The organism is Neorhizobium sp. JUb45, from assembly GCF_004343585.1.
In the GTDB taxonomy this organism is placed as follows: Bacteria; Pseudomonadota; Alphaproteobacteria; order Rhizobiales; family Rhizobiaceae; genus Neorhizobium.
The window spans coordinates 144372-165588 of sequence record NZ_SLYW01000007.1 but is presented as its reverse complement, the minus strand read 5'-3'; the positions used below and the strand labels follow the sequence as shown (position 1 = coordinate 165588).

Sequence of the window (21217 nt, the reverse complement as noted above, 5' to 3'; positions counted from 1 at the left end):
GGAGGCGACCGACGCGCGGTCAGCCCCACAGGATTTCGACGAAGCAGACGACGGCGAAAAGCGCCGCCATCATCGCAAGAATGGCGTTCGAGCCGTTGCACCAGCGGGGCACCTCCCCGCCTCGCGGATGCGCGGCAAGGCGTGACTGTTTCTTTAGTGCCTGACGAATGGTCATGATGTTCACCTTCAAAAAACCTGGCCGGCGATCATCGCCAGATGTTCGACCACAGGCCCGAGAGCCAGCGAAGGCAGGAAGGTCAGCCCCCCGACGATCAGGATGGTGCCGACCAGCAGGCCAACGAAGAGCGGGCCATCGGTCGGGAACGTGCCGGCAGACGCTGGAACCGTTTTCTTGGAGATCAGCGAGCCGGCGATGGCGAGTGCCGGCACGATGACCAGGAAACGGCCCATCAGCATGCCGATGCCGAGCGTGATGTTGAACCACGGTGTATTGGCCGACAGTCCACCGAAGGCAGAGCCATTGTTGGCCGCAGCCGAGGTATAGGCGTAGAGGATCTCCGAGAAACCGTGGGGGCCGGCCGTGCCGATCGAGGCGACTGCCGAAGGCAGAATGCTGGCGACCGCGGTAAAACCGAGCATGGCGAGCGGCAGGCAGAGAATGGCAAGGACGGCCATCTTCATTTCTTTCGCCTCGATCTTCTTACCGAGATATTCCGGCGTGCGACCGACCATCAGACCCGCAACGAAAATGGCGATGATGACGAACAGCACGATGCCGTAAAAACCCGCACCGACGCCGCCGACGATGACTTCGCCAAGCTGCATGTTGATCAGCGGAATGAGGCCGCCAAGCGCCGTGAACGAGCCGTGCATGGCATTGACCGCACCGCAGGAGGCCGCCGTGGTGATGACCGCAAACAGCGACGACATGACGACGCCGAAGCGCACTTCCTTGCCTTGCATGTTGCCGCCGGACAGGCCCATCGCATGCATGATCGGGTTGCCGGATGCTTCCGCCCAGTAAACGATGCCGACACCGACGATGAACAGGATGCCCATCGAAGCGAGGATCGCCCAGCCCTGACGCTGGTTGCCGACCATGCGCCCGAAGACATTGGTGAAGGCGGCGCCAATCGCGAAGATCGACAGCATCTGGATCATGTTGGAGATATTGTCGGGGTTTTCGAACGGATGCGCCGAGTTGGCATTGAAGAAACCGCCGCCATTGGTGCCGAGCATCTTGATCGCCAGCTGCGAGGCGACCGGGCCGACAGCAATGGTCTGCTGTACGCCTTCGAGCGTCGTGGCATTGACATAAGCGCCGAAAGTTTGCGGCACGCCGAGCCAGACATAGACCAGCGTCAGCACAACGCAGATCGGCAGCAGGATATAGAGGGTGGCGCGGGTCATATCGACCCAGAAATTGCCGATCGCTTTTCCCGAGGCGCGCGAAAAGGCGCGGATCAGGCCGATGGCGATCGCCATGCCGGTCGCGGCGGACACAAAATTCTGCACGGCCAGCCCGACCATCTGGCTAAAATAGGACATCGTGCTTTCGCCGCCATAACTCTGCCAGTTGGTGTTGGCGACAAAGCTGATGGCGGTGTTGAACGACAGTTCCGGGCCGGGTGAAGCCAGCCCCGCCGGGTTCATCGGCAATACATCCTGCAGACGCAGGAGGCCGTAGAGCAGCAGCAAGCCTGCGAGATTGAACATCAGCATGGCGAAGGCGTAGGCCGTCCAGTGCTGTTCTTCACGCTCGCTGGTGCCGGCCAGCGCATAAAGGCCACGTTCAAGCGGGCCGAAAATGATCGAAAGAAAGGTGCGTTCGCCGGAAAACACCCGCGTCATATAGGCGCCGAGCGGTTTGACGAGAATGATCAGGATCCCGCAGAAGACGAGGATCTGTAGCCATCCGTTGAGGGTCATGGGAGGAAACTTTCGAGCAACCCAAAACTTCTTTTAGAAGCGTTCAGGGCGAATGAGAGCATAGGTCAGGTAGACCGCGAGGAAAGCGGTCACGCCGCCGGCGAGGACATAGTCGATGATCATTGCGTCCTCCTCACAGCCTGTCGCAGGCGCGGGTATAGGCGAAGCACAGGCCGAAAAAGGCCAAAGCCGCGGCGAGTAGAATGATATCCATCATGGGTGTGGACTCCTGTCGGTTCATGGAGTCAGACAACCTGAAAGGCGCCATCCGGGCGGAAGGCACCTGTCATGTTTTCTGGCCGGGAATGCTTATCGGCATCCCGACCATCAATATGAGCCCGCAGTGCATAGGCTTTCGAGACGAGCCGACGCGCAAAGAAATAGGATTTTTATAGGAATTTTGGCCGGCAAGCCGGCAAGGCCGCGTTACTGCGCGCGGTCATCCCACGAGGTCGCATCTTCCCGCACGCCGGCATCGATGGCGAAGGTTACCTGGCAGCGGACACCGGAGCGGGCAAGCACATGATCAAGCCTGCCGCGCAACTGCCGTTCGACCAGGCGTTTGATCAGGCCCGAACCCTGATTGGCCAAGGCACTTTCGGCAACGGCCGGACCATTCATTTCTGCCCAAAGCAAAGTGAGTTCGGAACCGGCAACCAGCCAGGCAACCTCCACCCTGCCGCTCGATACCGACAGCGCGCCATGTTTGAGCGCATTCGTTGCCAGTTCGTTGATCACCAGACCAAGGGCGGTGGCGCGCATGGGCTGAAGCTGCACGGATGGGCCAGTGAGCGAAAACGGCTGCCAATCGGGTGTGGTGTAAGGTTCGATCTCGATTTCGATCAGGCTGCGCAGATCAATGCGGGCATTGTCTTCCGCCTGCTCGTCCAGCAGTTCATGCACCCGCGCAAGCGCCGAGATGCGACCGTTGAACTGGTCACCGAGATCGGATGGCAGGGTCAGCCGGGCAAGGCTTTGCGCCCCCATATAGGCGTTCTTGACCCGGTGGCGAAGCTCGTCACGCATCAATTCGGCATCGGACACGGCATCCTTCAAAGCCGAAATCAGGCGGACATTTTCAAGCGCGGTGGCGGTAGCGCTTGCCAAAGCTTCCAGAACCTCGATCTCTTCCTCGCTCGGCTCATAGGTCGATGCCCAATAGGCACCGATGGCGGCGAGCGGATCGTCACGCCGCACCGGCGTCATCAGCACGGCGCGCACAAAAGTTTCTTCGTAAAGTTCATAAGGAATGCGGGGATCGAGCGCGATATCGGGAACCACGACCGTCTGCTTGTTGAGCATCGCCCAGCCGCTGATGCAGGCAGACATCGGAAATTTCTGCCCCTTCCAGAGCGGGCCGATCGCATCCTCTTCGATATAATGGCAGAGATCGCCGTCGCGACGGATAATGGCAATCCCTTCGCAGCCCACCAGAGCACGCGCCGTTGTCCGTACGATTTCAACGACTTCGTCAACCGACTTTGCTCCTGCCAGCCGAGCGACAGCCCGGGTCAGCTGACCGAGAGGTGTATAAAGCCGGTTCCGATTTTTCCCATCCATCATGATACCAGTCCCTTGCCCGCACAGGGATCGAAGCACATATCCAAGAATCGCACAGATCCGTGCATTAGCAAGACAAAACATTGAACGATCGGCAAGTGCCATTCGCGTGAATGGTAAGCAGAATCTTGCCAGCAGACTTGACGTTGACAAGCCGCCGCGATTTTCTCCGCGCAGTTTCAAGGAAGGATCAGCATAACCATGTCGACAGTGCAGACAGGCAAGGCATTTCGCGGCCCGGTGATCGTGATGGGCGTTTCGGGCAGCGGCAAAAGTTCGGTCGGCATCCTGCTCGCGAAAGCGCTCGACCTTCCTTATGTCGAGGGTGACGAGTTGCACCCGAAATCCAACGTCGAAAAGATGTCGAAAGGCACGCCGCTGACCGACGAGGACCGCTGGCCGTGGCTGGACCTGATCGGCGAACGGCTGACTGACGGCGCTTCGACCGGCATTGTCATCACCTGCTCCGCCTTGAAGAAAAGCTATCGCGATCGCTTGAGAAACGCTGCCGGTGGAAAACTCGCCTTCGTTTTCCTCGATGGATCGAAAGAACTGCTGACCGACCGCATGGGGCACCGCACCGGCCATTTCATGCCCATCAGCCTGCTGGAAACCCAGCTCGCAACGCTGGAGCGCCCCGAGAAGGAGGACGGCGTGGTGACAGTCGATATCGACGCGACGCCGGAAGCGATTGCGCAGGCGTCAGCCGAGGGCCTCGCTGAATTGAAATTGGCGTGATGCTGGTGCGCGCGACGCGTTCCGGCCTATAGTGCGGCACATATTGCGAGTCACTTCATGCCTTTTCGCTTCGTCCACACCGCCGACATCCATCTCGATTCCCCGCTTCGTTCGCTGGCCTTGCGCAATGGCGAGCTTGCGGAACTGATCGGCAATTCGACCCGGCAGGCACTGATCGCCATCGTCGATCTCTGCCTTGAGGAACAGGTGGATGCGCTGGTGATTGCCGGCGATCTCTACGACGGCGACCAGACGTCGATGAAGACGGCGCGGTTTCTGGGCGGGCAGATGGAGCGGCTGCATCAGGCCGGCATTGCCACCTACACCATCCGTGGCAACCACGACGCGCTTTCCCGCATCACCCAGGAACTGGTTCTGCCGCCGAGCGTCAAGATTTTTGGCGGGCGTGCGGAGGTAATCGAGACGGAAGCGAACGGCCTTGCCGTCGCCATCCACGGCCTGAGCTTTGCCAAACCGCAGGCGCCCGATCCGCTTCTGCCGAAATACAGGCCGCCGGTCGCAGGCGCCGTGAATATCGGCATCATGCATACCAGCCTTGCCGGCGCGCCCGGCCATGATGTCTACGCCCCCTGCAGCACAGCCGACCTGCATGCGGCCGGTTTCGATTACTGGGCGCTCGGCCATATCCATCAACGCACCCAGCATGCCGGCACCCGCACGGTGATCATGCCCGGCATGCCGCAGGGACGCGACATCAACGAGGCCGGAGCAAAAACCGTTTCGCTGGTGACGATCGCCGATGACCGCAGCGTCACCGTCGAGGAGCGGCTGACGAGCATTGCGCAGTTCGAGCGTATTCCCGTCGATCTGGCCGGTCTGACCGAATGGCGGGATGCAGCGGCGGCTATCGAAACGGCGCTTGCCGACCAGCGGACAAAAACAGCCTCCACACATCTGGTGGCGCGTTTGCGGCTGACCGGCGAAACGCCGCTGTCCTTCCGGCTGCGGCGCGATATCGACCTGATGCTGACAGAGGCCGAACAGCGCGGCGAGCGGCTGGGTGATACATGGATCGAAAAGCTCGAACTTGATGTGAGGCCACCCGGCGAGGCCGAACAGGCGAGCGCCGATCCGGTGATCGAGCTTGGCCAGCTGATGCGCTCCGACGTGACTGCCCGCCCCGGTTTTCGTGACGACATTCGCGACATGGTGCGCGAGATGTTGGCCGACCTGCCGGCCGAAAGCCGCCATTTTGCCGGTGACGACGAAGCGGCGTTCGATCGCTTTGTCGATCACCTGCTGGTCAGCGGCACCGACGATATCACCGCGCGCCTGAGCGGCGCCGAGCGAGACGAAAACTGATGCGCCTCAACCGTCTGGACCTCACCCGTTACGGCAAGTTCACCGACCATGTGATCGATTTCGGGAAGGCGGCCGACGGCCAGCCGGACCTGCATATCGTTTACGGCCTCAACGAAGCCGGCAAATCCACCACGCTTGCCGCCTATCTCGACCTTCTGTTCGGCATGCACGCGCAGACGCCATACAATTTCCTGCATCCCTACGGTTCGATGCGGATCGGTGCGCAGCTCGACATCGACGGCGTCGAACACGAACTGGCGCGACTGAAACAGCGCACTGGCAGCCTGATCGATGGACGCGGTTCGCCGGTCAACGATGCGCTGCTGGTGGGCGCGCTGGGTGGCGTGACGCGCGATGCCTATCGCACGATGTTTTCGCTGGACGACAAATCGCTGGAGGAAGGCGGCAATGCCATCATCCAGAGCAAGGGCGAACTGGGCGAATTGCTGTTTTCCGCCAGTTCCGGCCTTGCGGGCTTGAGCAAGGCGCTGGCAGCGGCCGGCGACGAGGCGGCGAGCGTTTACAAAAAGCGCTCTTCGACCTCGAAAATGGCCGAGCTGAAACGTGCACTGGAAACACTGAAGGCAGAGCGCAATGCCATCGACACGTTTGCGGCGGCCTATGCCAGCCTCAATGCCAGCCATGAAACAGCGAAAACCAATTATGATGGCGCTGCTGCCGAACTGGCACAGGCACGCACCCGTCATGCCGGCCTGAACCGCATCCTCACGGCCCTGCCACTGTCTCTGCAGCTTGCCGGACTTGAAACCGATCCAAACACCCAGGCCGAACTGCCGCGGCCGCCGGCCGAATGGTTTGCGCTTCTGCCGCAGCTTGTGCGCGACGAAACCCGCCTGCAGGCGCTTTTGCAGGAAAAGGATCGCGGCCTTGAGCAGCTACAGCGCGAGATCGAAGCGATTGCGGTGGACGAACAGGCATTGCTGATCGCCACCCATGCCGAAATGCTGGCCGATGGCATTGCCCGCTTCCGTTCCGCGGAAAGCGACCTGCCGCGGCGCCGGCAATCGCTGGCGGAACAGGATGGCGCACTGGCGCGGCTGCTGGCCGATCTGGAGCGCCCGCCCCATGACGATGCCGAGGCTCTGCTGCTGCCGGCCTCGACGACGGCGATCATTCGGGACCTGATCGAAAAACGCTCCGGCATCGACGTGCAATTGTCGACCGCCGAACGCGAGCTGAAGCGCAGCCGCGATGCACTGGACCGCCTGCAGGACAATCAATCGGCACAGAACGGCGCCGGAGAAGACGTCGACGACGTCGCTCTGGAACGGCTGGAAGCGGCCCTTGCGCGCCTGACCGGTTCCGACCTGCCATCACGGCTTTCGCTGGAAGAGCGCGGCCGTATCCAATTGCAGCGCAATCTCGAAAACCGCATCGGCATGCTGGCGCCATGGTCCGGCGACATGGAGGCGCTTGCCGCAACGCGCTCGGCCGACACCCGCCAGATCGAGACATGGCGCGGACAGGCCATGGCCATCGACCGGCGTTTGAACGAACACCGCACCCGCCTGCGCGAGACGGAAACCGAACAGGTGACGACACAGGCACGGCTGGCCGCCTTTAATGCCGGCGGCGCGATCGATGATGGCGAGGCGCAGGCCGTCCGTGGCGAGCGTGATGCCGCATGGCAGGCGCATCTGGCAGCCCTCGACGGGCAGACGGCCAAACAGTTCGAAGAGGCGATGCGCCGCGATGACGGCGTTTCGGCCGGCCGCCTGTCCCGCGCCCATGAGCTGGCCGAGTTGCGGCAGTTGGCCCGCAAGACGGCGGAAAACGAGGCCGCCATCCACCACCAGCGCGATCTGCTGGCCGAGGCGGAAACCGAACATGCGGCACTGGCGGAAAAGATCGGCGCGCTTCTGCCAGATACATCCGACATCGACACCGATGCGATGGAGCGTATCGCCGCCCTCGAAAGCTGGGTGACCCGCCGCAGCGAGGCACTGTCCGCGTGGACACAGCTTCAGCAGGTGCAAACCGACATTGCCGACATCCGCGACGAACTGGATGGAGTGAGCGCCGAATTGCAGCGCGCTCTTTCCGAGGCGGGAGCGCGTGGCCTTCACCAGCTGAACCCAAGCGAACTGGCGCGCGGTGCGGCCGATTTCATATCGCGCATCAAAGCCGGCGCGCATGCGCGGGCAGCGCTTGAAAAATCCATCACCGATCTTGCACGCGATATCACCGAGCGCGAACGTGATCGGGAAGAGGCGCAGACCAGCGCAGATGCCTGGCAGGATGCCTGGCGGCAGGCACTTTCGAAGACGTGGCTGGCGGACAAGGCCGACTCCGTTGCGGCGATCCGTGAAATCCTCTCTGTGCTGTCAAAACTGCCGGTCATCCTCAAGGACCGTCAGGACCTTGCCCAGCGGGTAACCGCCATGGAGCGTGACCAGACGCAGTTCCGAGACGACATTTCCAGCCTGCTGCGCAAGCTGGATGATGACGGCAGCGTCGATGACCCGCTGGTGATTGCCAGCCAGCTGCTCGACCGGCTGAAGGCCGCAACGCGCGAACAGCAGGCTCGCACCACGCGGCATGAAAATCTTGAAAAACTGCAGGCCGAACGCGCCGAACTGGCGGCCGAACTGGCCGTGCATGAGGCCCAGAAAGCAAAGATCACCGCCTATTTCGGCACCGATACGCTGGCAGCCGTCGAAAACTTTCTGGAACAGGCAAAAGAGCGCGACCGGGTCGAAACGCGGATTGCCGAGTTGAAGGCGCAGATCGCCCAGAGCATGCAGGTGGTGCGTTTCGAGGATGCCGCTCAGGCGTTGGCGGAGATCGACGCCGGCAGCATCGAGCGTGAAGCGGAAGAGCTTTCCACCCGCATTGGTGACCTGACCGACAGGACGCGCGAGCTTTACGCTGAGATGACCCGCGCCAAGGACAAGCTGGACGCTGTCGGCGGTGACGACGCGGTGGCGCAGATCGAAGCCAAGAGACGCACGATCCTGCTGGAGATCGAGGATCTGGCAACCCGCTACCTGATACTCAGGACCGGCATTCTGGCGGCCGAACAGGCCCTGCATATCTACCGCGAAAAACACCGCAGCTCGATGATGAACCGCGCTTCGGAAGCGTTTCGCCTGATCACCGGCGGTAATTATTCCGGCCTTGCCACGCAGGTTGATCGCGACAAGGAGATCCTCATCGGCGTGGCGCGCGACGGCAGCTCCAAACTGGCCGACAGCATGTCCACCGGCACGCAATTCCAGCTTTATCTGGCGCTGCGGCTGGCAGGCTACGAGGAGTTTGCAGCGGTGCGGCCCTCGGTTCCCTTCATCGCCGACGACATCATGGAGAGCTTCGACGACCAACGCTCGGAAGAGGTTTTCCGTCTGCTGGGCGAGATGTCGAAAGTCGGCCAGGTGATCTATCTCACCCACCACAGACATCTTTGCGACATTGCTAAAACTGTGGTGCCGCAAGTAAAGATTCACCAGCTGCCCTGACGGCCTCGCGGTAGGCCGAAACGACGGCCATCCACACGCAATGCGTGCCATCGCATGCGCCCGGCATCTTCCAGGCGCGTCAAAACCGCACGCCAAATTGCCTGCTTCGCGGCATGGCCGCGCCGGCCGGAAACGCCTATGGGGCAGTGACTTCCGCCCGATGCACCGCGAAGAAGATCGGCTCCATAACCCATCCGTGATTACGTCAAATGGGATTTTTTTATGGACACTTTTCGTATAGCGCCCTACATAGATCTCGTCTTCGACATATTTCCTGATCGACAGATCGGAAAATCTCACGGCATGCGCGGAATTACTTTCCGGGCCTTTGCGAATGTACATGATGTATATTCTGACGGTCAGAATTTCTGCTGAGAAATTCACAATCGTATGCGACAAAGAAACACATAAGACTTCCGGAAAGGCTAGCGCTGCTGTCCTTTTCGGAGGATTTATCATCAAGGAGTATGTCCGTGCTATCGAGCACGGGCCCAGAAATGTATGGCTTTTACAACTGAAAATGACGCGTCGGCCGAGCCGGCTTCGACCAAGATCAGTATCAACAACGTCTACAAGATTTTCGGCGAACGTCCCGAAAAAGCGCTGGAAATGATCCGCGCCGGCAAGACGAAATCGGAAATCCACGCCCAGACCGGCTGCTCGGTGGGCGTCAACAATGCCACATTCGACATCAAGGCCGGCGAGATCTTCGTCATCATGGGCCTGTCGGGATCCGGCAAATCCACTCTTCTTCGCCTTCTGAACCGGCTGATCGAACCGACATCCGGCTCCATCGAGATCGATGGCAAGGACATCACCAAGATGTCGCGCAGGGAACTGATCGACGTGCGCCGCCGCGAGATCAGCATGGTGTTCCAGTCGTTTGCACTTCTGCCGAACCGCACGGTGCTGAACAACGCCGCTTTCGGCCTCGAAGTTGCCGGCATCGGCGAGAGCGAGCGCCGCGAAAAGGCGATGGCAGCACTGAAGGCGGTTGGCCTTGAAGGTTATGCCGACAGCAAGCCGGACCAGCTTTCCGGCGGCATGAAACAGCGTGTGGGCCTTGCCCGCGCATTGGCCAGCGAACCGACCGTGCTTCTGATGGACGAGGCGTTTTCCGCGCTCGACCCGCTGATCCGCACCGAAATGCAGGACGAACTTGTCCGCCTGCAATCGGAACACAGCCGCACCATCGTGTTCGTCAGCCATGACCTCGACGAGGCGATGCGCATCGGCGACCGCATCTGCATCATGCAGAACGGCAATGTCGTGCAGGTTGGCACGCCGGACGAAATCGTCATGAGCCCGGCCAATGACTATGTGCGGTCGTTCTTCCGCAATGTCGACGTCTCTCAGGTCTTCAAGGCCGGCGACGTGGCCCGCAAGACGCAGATCACCATCATCGAGCGTCAGGGCACGACGGCGGCCGCCGCTCTTGAGCGGATGAAGAACTTTGACCGAGAATACGCGATCATCCTCGGCCGCGACAAGACCTATCACGGCGTCGTCAGCCAGACCTCGCTGGTCGAAAAAATGCGCGAAAAAGTGGCCGACCCCTATCGCGGCGCCTTCCTGTCCGAGATCGAGCCGATTGCCGCCGACGAGCCGTTGTCCAACGTGCTTGGCAAGGTGGCGGCCAGCCCCTGGCCCGTGCCTGTGATCGATGACAACAAGCGTTATCTCGGTTCCATCAGCAAATCGACACTGCTCGAAACGCTCGACCGCGCCTCCTGATCGCGCCGCCACTTCCTTTAACCGGCCCATAACCGGAGACAGACATGAATTTCGATATTGGTGACGGCATCGATGCAGCCGTCAATTACGTCCTCGACAACTTTTCGCCCGCCCTCGATTTCATCGCAGCCATGATCGGCTTCGTGACGACCGGCATCCAGAACATCCTTCTTTCGACGCCCATGCCGGTCGGCATTGCGATTTTCGTAGCGCTGTCCCTGTGGCGTGTCGGCTTCGGTTTCGGCGTCCTGACCGGTGTCGCCCTCTGGCTGGTCAGCCATATGGGACTTTGGGACGCCATGATGGAGACGCTTGCTCTCGTCATCGCCTCGACGCTGATGGCGATGATCATCGGCCTGCCGCTCGGCATTGCCATGGCACGCCGCGATTCCGTTGCAGCCGTTGCACGCCCTATCCTCGACCTGATGCAGACCATGCCGGCCTTCGTCTACCTGATCCCGGCTGCGATGTTCTTTGGTCTCGGCGCGGTGCCGGGCGCCATCGCCACCGTCATCTTCGCCATGCCGCCGGTGGTGCGCCTCACCAATCTCGGCATCCGGCAGGTGCATGAGGAATTCATCGAGGCCGGCAACGCCTTTGGCTGCACCTCTTCGCAGCTTCTCTTCAAGGTGCAGCTGCCGAACGCCCTGCCCTCGATCATGGCCGGCATCAACCAGACGATCATGCTTTCGCTGTCGATGGTGGTGATTGCCTCGATGATCGGCGCCGGCGGTATCGGCAACACGGTTCTGACGGGCATCCAGCGCCTCGACGTCGGCACCGGTTTCGAAGGCGGCCTTGCCGTCGTCATTCTGGCGGTCATTCTCGACCGCATCACCCAGAGCCTCGGAAAGCCGCGCGCCGCATTCTGGAGCCTGCTTTTCAAGAAGACCGAGCGCGAGGAGCTGGCAACGGCGAACGCCTGATCCAGTCCCGCGCCACCCATGCGGGTGCTGAACCCGCGATCACAAACCTCCCGTAAGGAGAACGCATGTTGAAGACGCTTTTCACCACCGGCACCACCCGCCGTGCCACTCTTGGCGCAACGCTTGGTCTTGCAGCCGCTCTGGTTGCAGGCTCCGCCCTGCCAACCATGGCGCAGGAAACCAAGACCGTTAAGCTCGGTTATGCCGCATGGTCCGACGCCGAATTCGTGACCAAGCTTGCCGCCAAGCTGATGACCGACAAGCTTGGCCAGAAGGTGCAACTGGTGCAGACCGACGTGGCGCCGCTCTATCAGGGTGTGAGCCGTGGCGATATCGACGCGATGATGATGGCCTGGCTGCCGGCCACCCATGCCGATTATTTCGACAAGGTGAAGAACCGCGTCGAAACGCTCGGTACCGTTTACGACGGCGCCAAGCTCGGCTGGGTCGTGCCCGCCTACATTCCGGAAAGCGAGATTGCCTCGATCGAGGATCTGAAGAAGCCGGAAGTGCAGGAAAAGCTTTCCAAGGCGATCCAGGGCATCGATCCTGGCGCCGGCCTGACCCGTCTTTCGCAGCAGGCGGTCAAGGATTATGCGCTCGACGACTACAAGCTGCAGATTTCCAGTGAAGCCGGCATGCTGACCACTGTCGACCGTGCGATGCGCGGCGAAAAATGGTTCGTCGCCACCTCGTGGAGCCCCCACTGGATGTTCGGTAAGTACAAGCTGCGTTACATCGCCGACCCGAAGAAGTCGCTTGGTGAAGCCGAACATGTCGACATTCTCGCCTCCAAGGATTTCAAGACCGAAAACCCCGAGGCCGCCGCATTCCTGTCGCGCATGAAGCTGCCGCTCGGTGATCTTGAAGCTGCGATGTTCAATGCGCAGGAAACCTCCTACGACGAGGCCGTGACAAAATATATCGCGGACCATCCGGATCAGGTCAAAACCTGGGTCGGCGAGAAGGGCTGATTTTTCTCGTTCACGACCGTGCCATTCACCGGCGCGGTCGTGAACGCTTTGCGGCCACCAGTCCTTAACTTCCACATTGGAAGCCAGAAATTTAAGGCAATCTGCTACCTCCACGCCAAAACCGCGTGGATGCAGCGCTTGCCGACCTCCCACAAGGAGAGCACATGCTGAATATCTTTTCCAAGACCGGCCTTACCCGCCGCACGACACTTAGCGCCACACTCGGGCTTGCTGCCACCCTCCTTGCCACATCCGCACTGCCGACCATGGCGCAGGATGCCAAGACGGTGAAACTCGGATACGCCCCATGGTCCGATGCCGAATTCGTCACCAAGCTTGCCGCCAAGGTGATCAACGACAAGCTCGGCCAGAAGGTCGAACTGGTGCAGACCGATGTGGCACCGCTTTATCAGGGGGTCAGCCGCGGTGATCTCGACGCGATCCTGATGGCATGGTTGCCGGTGACGCATGCCGACTATTACGGCAAGGTCAAAGACAGAGTCGAAACGCTTGGCACGATCTATGACGGCGCAAGGCAGGGCTGGGTCGTGCCGGCCTATGTTCCCGAAAGCGAAATCGCCTCCTTCGAAGACCTGAAGAAGCCCGAGGTTCAGGAAAAGCTGTCCGGCACCATTCAGGGCACGGAACCGGGTGCGGGCCTGACGCGCATGTCGCAGCAGGCGCTGAAAGACTATGCACTCGACGGCTACAAGCTGCAGATATCCAGCGAGGCCGGCATGCTGTCGTCGGTCGATCGTGCGTATCGCGGTGAAAAGTGGTTCGTCGCAACCGCCTGGAGCCCACATTGGATGTTTGGCAAATACAAGATGCGCTACATCGACGATCCGAAAAAGGCGATCGGCGGCACCGAGCATGTCGACATTCTTTCCCGCAAGGATTTCAAGTCCGACAATCCGGCTGCGGCCGAATTGCTGTCGCGCATGAAAATACCGCTCGCGGATCTCGAGGCCGGCATGTCGGACGCGCAAGCGACCTCCTACGACGCGGCAGTGGCAAAATATATCACGGATCACCCGGACCAGATCAAAAACTGGGTCGGTGACGAAGGCTAATTCTGTCTTCGAAAAAATTGATCGACTGGGGCTTCGCCGGACGACCGGCGAAGCCTATCTGACTATCGGGCGACATCGGATCGCCGACGGGAGTGCCTGATGCACCGAGACCAGATCGAACCGGATTTTTCCGCCGACGACACGATTGGCGGCCGCATGTCGCTTGCTCGCGACGCGATCGACCTGACGGTCGATGAGGCAGCGGATTTCCTCACTGTGCCCTCCGAGACATGGACCGCCTGGGAAAATGATCGCGCCGAACCGCTGGGAAACCGGCTGCCTCTGATAGCCCGGCTTCTGGAAGTGAGCCTGTCATGGCTTCTGACGGGTCGCGGTCAAGGCCCTCACTGGGCGTGACATACAGGTTCGAACATTAGACAGGCGCCACCGCGAATGATCCGAGGTGTGCAATCAGCACTCGCCTTCAGTTTCTTCGCGCGCGCATTTTGTGGCTTCCGACACGGCTCTCCAGACCACTCGCCGGACAATGTCGGCTAGTGCAAATCAGACTTCGGCGGTTACCCGCGCGTAAGCACCGAGGATGAAACGTTCGGCGCGCAGCAGATAGGCTTCCAGCAATTCGGAGGCGGCAGCCGCCCTGCCCGCCTCAAGCTCCGTGACGATCTCGAGATTCTGGTCGATGAATGGTCCGTGCAGGAATTCCGGATCCTGAAGCAGGCCGAAAACGAGGCGCAATTCCAGCGAAATCTGGGCATAAAAGGCGGAAAGTCTGGGGCTGTCGGCCAGTTCGACGACGGCGGCATGAAACGCGATATCGGCACTGCCGACACCGAGCCAATCCTTTTCCTCGCGGCAGCGACGGGCCTTTTCCACAGCCATGCGCATCCGTGCAACGCCGGGATGGCGCGGATGGGCCTGCGCCAGCGCCGGGCATTCGATGAAACGCCGGACACGGTAGATATCGATGATCGTCGACATGCTGGGCGTGGAAACGAACACACCGCGATTGGCCTCGTAGCGCAGCAGCCCTTCCTTGGTCAGCATGCGGAAAACTTCCCGCAACGTGTTGCGCGAGACCTGCAATTCGTCGCTCAGCGTCTGTTCCGACAGGTGACTGCCGGGCGTCAGATGGCCGGAGATGACCTGTTCCCGGATACGCTCCGCGACGGTTTCCGCCAGTGTCTGCACCGCTTCCGGCGCGCGCGAACCCGCCTGTATCCGGCCATCGGCCGTGACGGAGCCCCTTGCTTCATCAACCTGCGGTTTGCGTGCAGCCAAGCCGTTTCCCCTTCATCCGCGGATCAGATTCATTACTCCGGTAGAATGCCCGTGGCCTCTTCACAAGAGGCATGATGCAGAACTCCTGCGGCAGCGGGAATAAAACCGTGCAAAATTTTAATCATGCCTATTTTGCGAGCAATTGATACTTTGTAGGGCAATAGATAAAAATTGTTCAACACTATGGACAGCATTGTTCTCCTTTGTTAGCTTTTGTTCAAAGTAAGGCGGGAGAGAAACGTTCATGATGAACATCGACATCAACAGCGACCTGGGCGAAAGTTTTGGCGCATGGGCGATGGGCGATGATTCAGCGATGCTTGATATCGTCAGCAGCGCCAACGTGGCCTGCGGATTTCATGCGGGCGACCCGGCCGGCATTCTCAGGACTCTCCGCGCTGCCGCCGAGCGTGGCGTCGCCATTGGCGCGCATGTCGGTTACCGTGACCTTGCCGGTTTTGGCCGCCGCAATATGGACCCCACCAGCGACGAACTGATCGGCGACGTGATCTACCAGATCGGCGCCCTGCAGGGCCTCGCCAAGGCGGCCGGCACACGCGTCACCTATGTGAAGCCGCATGGCGCCCTCTACAACACCATCGCCATCGATACGAGGCAGGCCAAGGATGTCATCGACGCCATCCTTGCGATCGATCCTTCGCTGGTGCTGATGGCGCTGGCAGGTTCGCAGCTTGTCGAACAGGCGCGCGCCGCCGGCCTGACCGTCGTTGCCGAAGCCTTTGCCGACCGCGCCTATACGGCCGAGGGCAATCTCGTCTCGCGTCGCGAAAAAGGCTCTGTCCTGCATGATCCCGATCTGATTGCCGCCCGCATGGTGCGCATGGTCAAGGAGGGCGTGATCGAAGCGATCGATGGCACGCTGACCAAGGTGGATGCGCAATCGATCTGCGTGCATGGCGACAGCCCCGGTGCGGTTGCCATGGCCCGGCGTCTGCGTGACGTGTTCGAACAGTCCGGCCTTGCCATCCGCGCCTTTGCCGGGGCGGCCTGAGCAACCATGCATTCCCTCATGCCAATAGCGACCAGAGACACGTCGATGCGCATCCTACCGGTGCGTGGCGATTGCTTTCTCGTGGAGCTCGCCGATCTCGGCGAGGCGCTGGCGCTGTTCGATGCCCTGAACAACAATCCGGTCGAAGGTATCAGCGAAATCATTCCGGCTGCCCGCACGCTGCTGATTTCGTTCGATCCCTACACCATTTCCGACGACGCATTGATCGAAACCGTGACTGCGCTGGCCGGCGGCGAACGCAAGGCCGCATCCGGCGCATTGGTGGACATTCCGGTTCGCTACGATGGCGAGGATCTGGCCGAGGTTGCCGGCATTCTCGGCATGAGCGCCGATGAGATCATCCGCCGGCATGGCGAAAGCGATTATGTCGCCGCCTTCACCGGTTTTGCGCCGGGTTTTGCCTATCTGTCCGGCGGCGATCCACGTCTCAATGTGCCGCGCCGCAAATCTCCACGCACACAGGTTCCGGCCGGCGCTGTCGGCCTTGCCGGCGAATTCAGCGGTATCTATCCGAAAACCAGCCCCGGCGGCTGGCAGCTGATCGGCACGACGCCGCTTGCCATGTTCGATATCGACCGTGTGCCGGCTTCGCTGCTGCAGCCGGGCAGCCGCATCAAGTTTCGTGACATGGCGAAAGACGCGGCCTACGAGATCAAGGCTTTGAGCACGCCGGCGGCAAAGCCGGCAGCACGCGTTCAGACGGATACCGGATCATCGATCGAAATCGTCTCGTTCGGCCTGCCGCCCGTCTTTCAGGATCTCGGCCGCGCCGGACAGGCCGGCCAGGGTATCAGCGTATCGGGTGCCGCAGATCGCGCGAGTTTCAAGGCCGCCAACCGTATCGTCGGCAACCCGGCAAACACCACGACGCTTGAGATCACACTGGGCGGGTTCAGCTTTCGCATGCACGGTCAGGGCGTCATGGCTCTGACGGGCGCGACGGCTGCGATCTCGATCACCGGCGCCGATGGCACCAGGATCTCGGCCCCGCACCACACGGCAATCGCGCTTGATGACGGCGATGTGGTTTCGCTCGGGATGCCGGAAGCCGGCATGCGTTCCTATCTGGCACTGCGCGGCGGTTTTGATATTGCTCCGGTTCTCGGCAGCGCCGCCACCGATACGCTGGCGCAGATCGGCCCCGCCGCTCCTGTTGCCGGTGACGTCGTCGCTATTCGGCCGGCAGCAGCCGGTTCGCTGGTTGCCACGGACGAACCGAGCTTTGCGATGCCGTCCGCGACAGAAACCGTCGTGCTCGACGTGGTGATGGGGCCTCGTACCGACTGGTTCACCGATGCCGCCGTCGAAAATTTCCTTTCGCAGGAATGGTCGGTCACGCCGCAGTCGAGCCGCGTCGGCATCCGCCTTGCCGGTGAAGCACTTGAGCGCGCCAACCCCGGCGAACTGCCGAGTGAGGCGACCATGCGTGGGGCGCTGCAGGTGCCGGCCAGCGGCCAGCCTGTTCTGTTTCTTGCCGATCATCCGCTGACCGGCGGTTATCCGGTCATTGCCAATGTCGCCGGCCACCATCTCGATCTGGCCGGCCAAATTCCCGTGGGCGCAAAAATCCGCTTCAACGCGATCAGCCACTTTTCGCCCCGTTTCATTGCAGGAAAATGCCCATGAAGAAGGTTCTGATAGCAAACCGCGGCGAGATCGCGGTGCGGATCATCCGGGCCTGCAAGGATTACGGCCTGACTTCTGTCGCCGTTTACGCCGATGCCGACGCTGACGCGCTATTCGTAACGCTGGCTGACGAGGCTTTTGCGCTCGATGGCGTGACCGCCAAGGACAGCTATCTCGATATCGACAAGCTGATCGCCATCGCCAAACGTTCGGTCGCCGACGCCGTGCATCCGGGTTATGGCTTTCTGTCGGAGCGCAGCGAGTTTGCGCAGGCCGTCATCGATGCCGGCCTGATCTGGATCGGTCCTGATCCGCAGGTCATCGAAGCACTCGGCGACAAGCTGCAGGCGCGGGCGATTGCCCAGAAGGTCGGCGCGCCGCTGGTGGCCGGTTCCGATGGCGCGATTTCGTCGCCCGCCGAAGCGCTGGCGTTTGCCAAGAAATTCGGCCTGCCGATCGCCATCAAGGCGGCGCATGGCGGCGGTGGACGCGGCATGAAGATCGCCCGTCAGCTGGACGAGGTCGAAGAAATGTTTTCATCGGCGACCCGCGAGGCTGTCGCCGCTTTTGGTCGCGGCGAATGTTATGTCGAGCAGTTTCTCGACCGCCCGCGGCATATCGAGGCGCAGGTGCTGGCGGACCGTCTAGGCAATGTTCTGGTGGTGGGGACCCGCGATTGCTCTTTGCAGCGTCGCAACCAGAAACTTGTCGAGGAAGCACCTGCGCCTTTCCTCTCCGATGCACAGCGGGAAAAAATCCATCAGGCATCGCGCGATATCTGCGCGGCCGCCGGTTATACCGGTGCCGGAACTGTGGAATTTCTGCTCAGCGCCGATGGCGTCATCTCCTTCCTCGAGGTCAATACCCGCCTGCAGGTGGAACACCCGGTAACGGAAGAAACGACCGGTCTCGATCTCGTCATCGAACAGTTCCGCATCGCCGAAGGTTTGGCCGTCAGCGTGACCGAGATGCCGGAACCGCGCGGCCATGCGATCGAGTTCCGCATCAACATGGAAGATCCGGGCCGTGGCTTTCTGCCCTCTGCCGGTGAGATTTCCAGATTTGCCGCTCCTTCCGGCCCCGGTGTGCGTCTGGATTCGGGCGTCGTCTCCGGCTCGGCCATTCCGCCGATGTTCGATTCCCTGTCGGCCAAGCTGATCATCTGGGGCGCAACCCGCGAACAGGCGATTGTACGGTCGCGCCGAGCGCTGGATGAATTCGCCATAGATGGCGTGCCCTCCGTGCTGCCCTTCCATCGCGCCGTCATCGCGCATGACGATTTCGCCAAGGATTTCCGCGTTCACACGCGCTGGATCGAGACCGATTTTGCCGAGACGCTGGAAGCAGCCAGCCGCCCTGCCCCGGAATCAGGCACCGGCTTGTTGCGCGGCCATGTCGAAATCGACGGCAAGCGTGTCGAGATCGGCATTCCAGACAGTTTTCTGCGCCTGCTCGGCCCGCTTTCGGCGGCACAGAACAACAGCGACAAGAATGATGAAACCGATATCGGCGCGGTTCTCGCCCCGGTTCCGGGCCTGCTCGTTCACTGGAATGTTTCCGATGGCGCACCTGTCGAAAAGGGTGACGTGCTGGCAATGATGGACGTGATGAAGATGGAGACAGCGGTCAGCGCACCGATTGCCGGCACCATCAGGATCCTTGCCGAAGCCGGTTCTTCACAGACGGCAGGCGCCGTCATTGCCCGCATCGCCAGCGGCACCATTTCAACGACCGAACAGGCCAAGCCGGAGACACGGACATGACCATGAGCGAAAACAACAAGCCGCTTCTGTCGGTCGAAAATCTGAGCGTCGAATTCGGCTCCAGCCGTGTCGTCGACGACCTGTCGTTTACGGTCGCGGCCGGCCAGACGGTTGCCGTTGTCGGCGAATCCGGTTCCGGCAAGTCGGTCACATCGCTGTCGACCATGCGGCTTGCCGACATGATGGGCGCGAAATACGCGAGCGGCCGCATCCTGTTCAACGACCGAGACCTCCTGAAGGCCTCCCAGAAGGAGATGCGCTCGATCCGCGGCAAGGAGATCGCCATGATCTTCCAGGAGCCGATGACGTCGCTCAACCCGGTCTTCACCATCGGTGACCAGATCTGCGAAGTGCTGATGCTGCACGAGAAGATGGGCAAGCCGGCTGCCATGGCAGAAGCCGGCCGTCTGCTCGACATGGTGCGCCTGCCCGACTCGGCCGAGCTTCTGACGCGCTATCCACATCAGCTCTCCGGCGGCATGCGCCAGCGCGTGATGATCGCTATGGCGCTTGCCTGCCGGCCAAAGCTGCTGATCGCCGACGAGCCGACCACGGCGCTCGACGTCACCATTCAGGCGCAGATCCTCAACATCATGCGCGACCTGCAGAAGACGCTCGGCATGGGCATGGTGTTCATCACCCATGACATGGGCGTGGTTGCCGAAATGGCCGACCATGTCGTCGTCATGTGGAAGGGCAAGAAGGTCGAGGAAGGTCCGGTTCGCGAGATTTTTGCCAACCCGCAGCATCCCTATACCAAGGCGCTTCTTTCCGCCGTGCCGAAGCTCGGCAGCATGACCGGCGAGGATTTTCCAAAACGCCTGCCGCTGACCGTTTTGCAGGACGGCGAGCCGGCGCTGGGCGGCGAAGAGCGCATTCAGGACACGGCCAAATACGACGAAAAGCCGCTTCTGTCGGTCAAGGACCTGTTTGTCCGTTTCGACATCAAGAAGAACATTTTCGGCAAGGCGACGCATCGCTGCAGCGCCGTGCAGAAGGTTTCCTTCGATATCCATCCGGGCGAAACGCTGGCGCTGGTCGGCGAAAGCGGTTCCGGCAAATCGACGATCGGCCGCACGATCCAGCAGCTGCAATCGTCGATGGGCGGCGAGATTTCGTTCAACGGCCGCACCTTTTCCTCGATGTCGGCGGCGGAACGCTTTCGCATGCGGCAGGAAGTGCAGTATATCTTTCAGGACCCGTTCGCTTCGCTCGATCCGCGCAAGACGGTCGGTTTCTCCATTGCCGAGCCGATCAACACCCATTCGCTGATCTCCGACAGCAAGGCAGTCAAACGCCGCGTCGATGAACTGCTGGAGCGTGTCGGCCTGTCGTCCGACGTTGCCTCGCGTTATCCGCACGAGTTTTCCGGCGGCCAGCGCCAGCGTGTCTGCATTGCCCGCGCGCTTGCCTCCGATCCGAAGCTGATCATTGCCGACGAAGCGCTGTCCGCGCTCGACGTCTCCATTCAGGCGCAGATCATCAACCTGTTCATGGACCTGCAGGCCGAACGCGGTCTCGCCTATCTGTTCATCAGCCATGACATGGCGGTGGTGGAAAAGATGAGCCACCGCGTTGCCGTGCTCTATCTTGGCCAGATCATGGAAATGGGTTCGCGCCGGCAGGTGTTTGAAACGCCGGGCCATGACTATACCCGCCGCCTTCTTTCGGCCGTGCCGGTCGCCGATCCGACGGTGCCGCGCCAGTCGGCTATGATCGAAGGCGAAATCCCCAATCCGGTGCGCCGCGTCGGCGACGAGCGCCCGGTCCTCGTGCACGAGGAAATCAATCCAGGCCACTTCGTCGCGAAGAGCGCCTGAATAAACGCGAAACAATCGCAGAGCATCTGAAGAGGAACAGGT

At 61.1% G+C, this 21217-nt stretch carries 17 protein-coding genes; 12 read left to right on the top strand and 5 right to left on the bottom strand.

Annotation, left to right across the window (positions count from 1 at the left end; translation table 11 throughout):
* Positions 1-19: 19 nt before the first annotated feature.
* The 4 genes from EDF70_RS30050 to EDF70_RS23045 all read right to left on the bottom strand — a co-directional run bounded on the left by EDF70_RS30050 (position 20) and on the right by EDF70_RS23045 (position 3453).
* On the bottom strand, positions 20-175 hold the full coding sequence (locus EDF70_RS30050; RefSeq protein WP_165932108.1) for a hypothetical protein: 156 nt from the start codon (positions 173-175) through the stop codon (positions 20-22).
* Between the two features lie 11 nt (positions 176-186).
* On the bottom strand, positions 187-1890 hold the full coding sequence (gene kdpA / locus EDF70_RS23055; RefSeq protein WP_132278335.1) for a potassium-transporting ATPase subunit KdpA: 1704 nt from the start codon (positions 1888-1890) through the stop codon (positions 187-189).
* Between the two features lie 33 nt (positions 1891-1923).
* Complete coding sequence (gene kdpF, locus EDF70_RS23050) at positions 1924-2013, bottom strand: K(+)-transporting ATPase subunit F (RefSeq protein ID WP_132278333.1); 90 nt, start codon at positions 2011-2013, stop codon at positions 1924-1926.
* Between the two features lie 303 nt (positions 2014-2316).
* The gene (locus EDF70_RS23045; protein ID WP_132278331.1) at positions 2317-3453 is read right to left on the bottom strand and encodes an HWE histidine kinase domain-containing protein; all 1137 of its coding nucleotides are present in this window, start codon (positions 3451-3453) and stop codon (positions 2317-2319) included.
* 246 nt (positions 3454-3699) lie between these two features.
* Between EDF70_RS23045 and EDF70_RS23040 the strand changes: the two genes are divergently transcribed.
* The 8 genes from EDF70_RS23040 (at position 3700) to EDF70_RS23005 (ending at position 14051) form a co-directional block, all read left to right on the top strand.
* A complete protein-coding gene (locus EDF70_RS23040; RefSeq protein WP_132278484.1) occupies positions 3700-4188 on the top strand; it encodes a gluconokinase in 489 nt (162 codons plus the stop codon).
* Positions 4189-4245: 57 nt separating this feature from the next.
* Positions 4246-5511: a DNA repair exonuclease gene (locus tag EDF70_RS23035; protein WP_132278329.1), complete on the top strand. Its 1266-nt coding sequence runs from the start codon at positions 4246-4248 to the stop codon at positions 5509-5511.
* Positions 5511-8987 (top strand): AAA family ATPase, encoded by a 3477-nt coding sequence (locus EDF70_RS23030; RefSeq protein ID WP_132278327.1) that lies wholly within the window; start codon positions 5511-5513, stop codon positions 8985-8987. Before EDF70_RS23035 ends, EDF70_RS23030 begins: the two co-directional genes overlap by 1 nt.
* 501 nt (positions 8988-9488) lie before the next feature.
* Complete coding sequence (gene proV, locus EDF70_RS23025) at positions 9489-10721, top strand: glycine betaine/L-proline ABC transporter ATP-binding protein ProV (protein WP_132278325.1); 1233 nt, start codon at positions 9489-9491, stop codon at positions 10719-10721.
* A 44-nt stretch (positions 10722-10765) separates the two neighbouring features.
* Complete coding sequence (locus tag EDF70_RS23020) at positions 10766-11647, top strand: proline/glycine betaine ABC transporter permease (protein ID WP_132278323.1); 882 nt, start codon at positions 10766-10768, stop codon at positions 11645-11647.
* A gap of 65 nt (positions 11648-11712) precedes the next feature.
* Positions 11713-12621 carry a glycine betaine ABC transporter substrate-binding protein gene (locus EDF70_RS23015; protein WP_132278321.1) on the top strand — a complete coding sequence of 303 codons (909 nt, stop codon included), beginning with the start codon at positions 11713-11715 and terminating at the stop codon, positions 12619-12621.
* Between the two features lie 164 nt (positions 12622-12785).
* A complete protein-coding gene (locus EDF70_RS23010) occupies positions 12786-13694 on the top strand; it encodes a glycine betaine ABC transporter substrate-binding protein (RefSeq protein WP_245519303.1) in 909 nt (302 codons plus the stop codon).
* 99 nt (positions 13695-13793) lie between these two features.
* Positions 13794-14051, top strand: a complete 258-nt coding sequence (locus EDF70_RS23005) for a transcriptional regulator (protein ID WP_132278319.1) — start codon at positions 13794-13796, stop codon at positions 14049-14051.
* A 147-nt stretch (positions 14052-14198) separates the two neighbouring features.
* On the opposite strand, the gene EDF70_RS23000 is transcribed toward EDF70_RS23005, so the two are convergent.
* On the bottom strand, positions 14199-14873 hold the full coding sequence (locus EDF70_RS23000) for a GntR family transcriptional regulator (RefSeq protein ID WP_207908306.1): 675 nt from the start codon (positions 14871-14873) through the stop codon (positions 14199-14201).
* A 304-nt stretch (positions 14874-15177) separates the two neighbouring features.
* Here EDF70_RS23000 and EDF70_RS22995 point away from each other — a divergent pair, with 304 nt between their 5' ends.
* From EDF70_RS22995 to EDF70_RS22980, 4 genes are read left to right on the top strand one after another with little or no spacing between them, the layout of a single operon-like run.
* A complete protein-coding gene (locus tag EDF70_RS22995) occupies positions 15178-15945 on the top strand; it encodes a 5-oxoprolinase subunit PxpA (RefSeq protein ID WP_207908301.1) in 768 nt (255 codons plus the stop codon).
* Between the two features lie 45 nt (positions 15946-15990).
* Positions 15991-17592, top strand: coding sequence for an urea amidolyase family protein (locus EDF70_RS22990; protein ID WP_132278317.1), 1602 nt, complete (start codon positions 15991-15993; stop codon positions 17590-17592).
* Positions 17589-19355 (top strand): biotin carboxylase N-terminal domain-containing protein, encoded by a 1767-nt coding sequence (locus EDF70_RS22985; RefSeq protein ID WP_132278315.1) that lies wholly within the window; start codon positions 17589-17591, stop codon positions 19353-19355. The genes EDF70_RS22990 and EDF70_RS22985 overlap by 4 nt, the downstream gene beginning before the upstream one ends.
* On the top strand, positions 19352-21175 hold the full coding sequence (locus EDF70_RS22980) for an ABC transporter ATP-binding protein (protein WP_165932107.1): 1824 nt from the start codon (positions 19352-19354) through the stop codon (positions 21173-21175). Before EDF70_RS22985 ends, EDF70_RS22980 begins: the two co-directional genes overlap by 4 nt.
* Positions 21176-21217 lie beyond the last annotated feature (42 nt).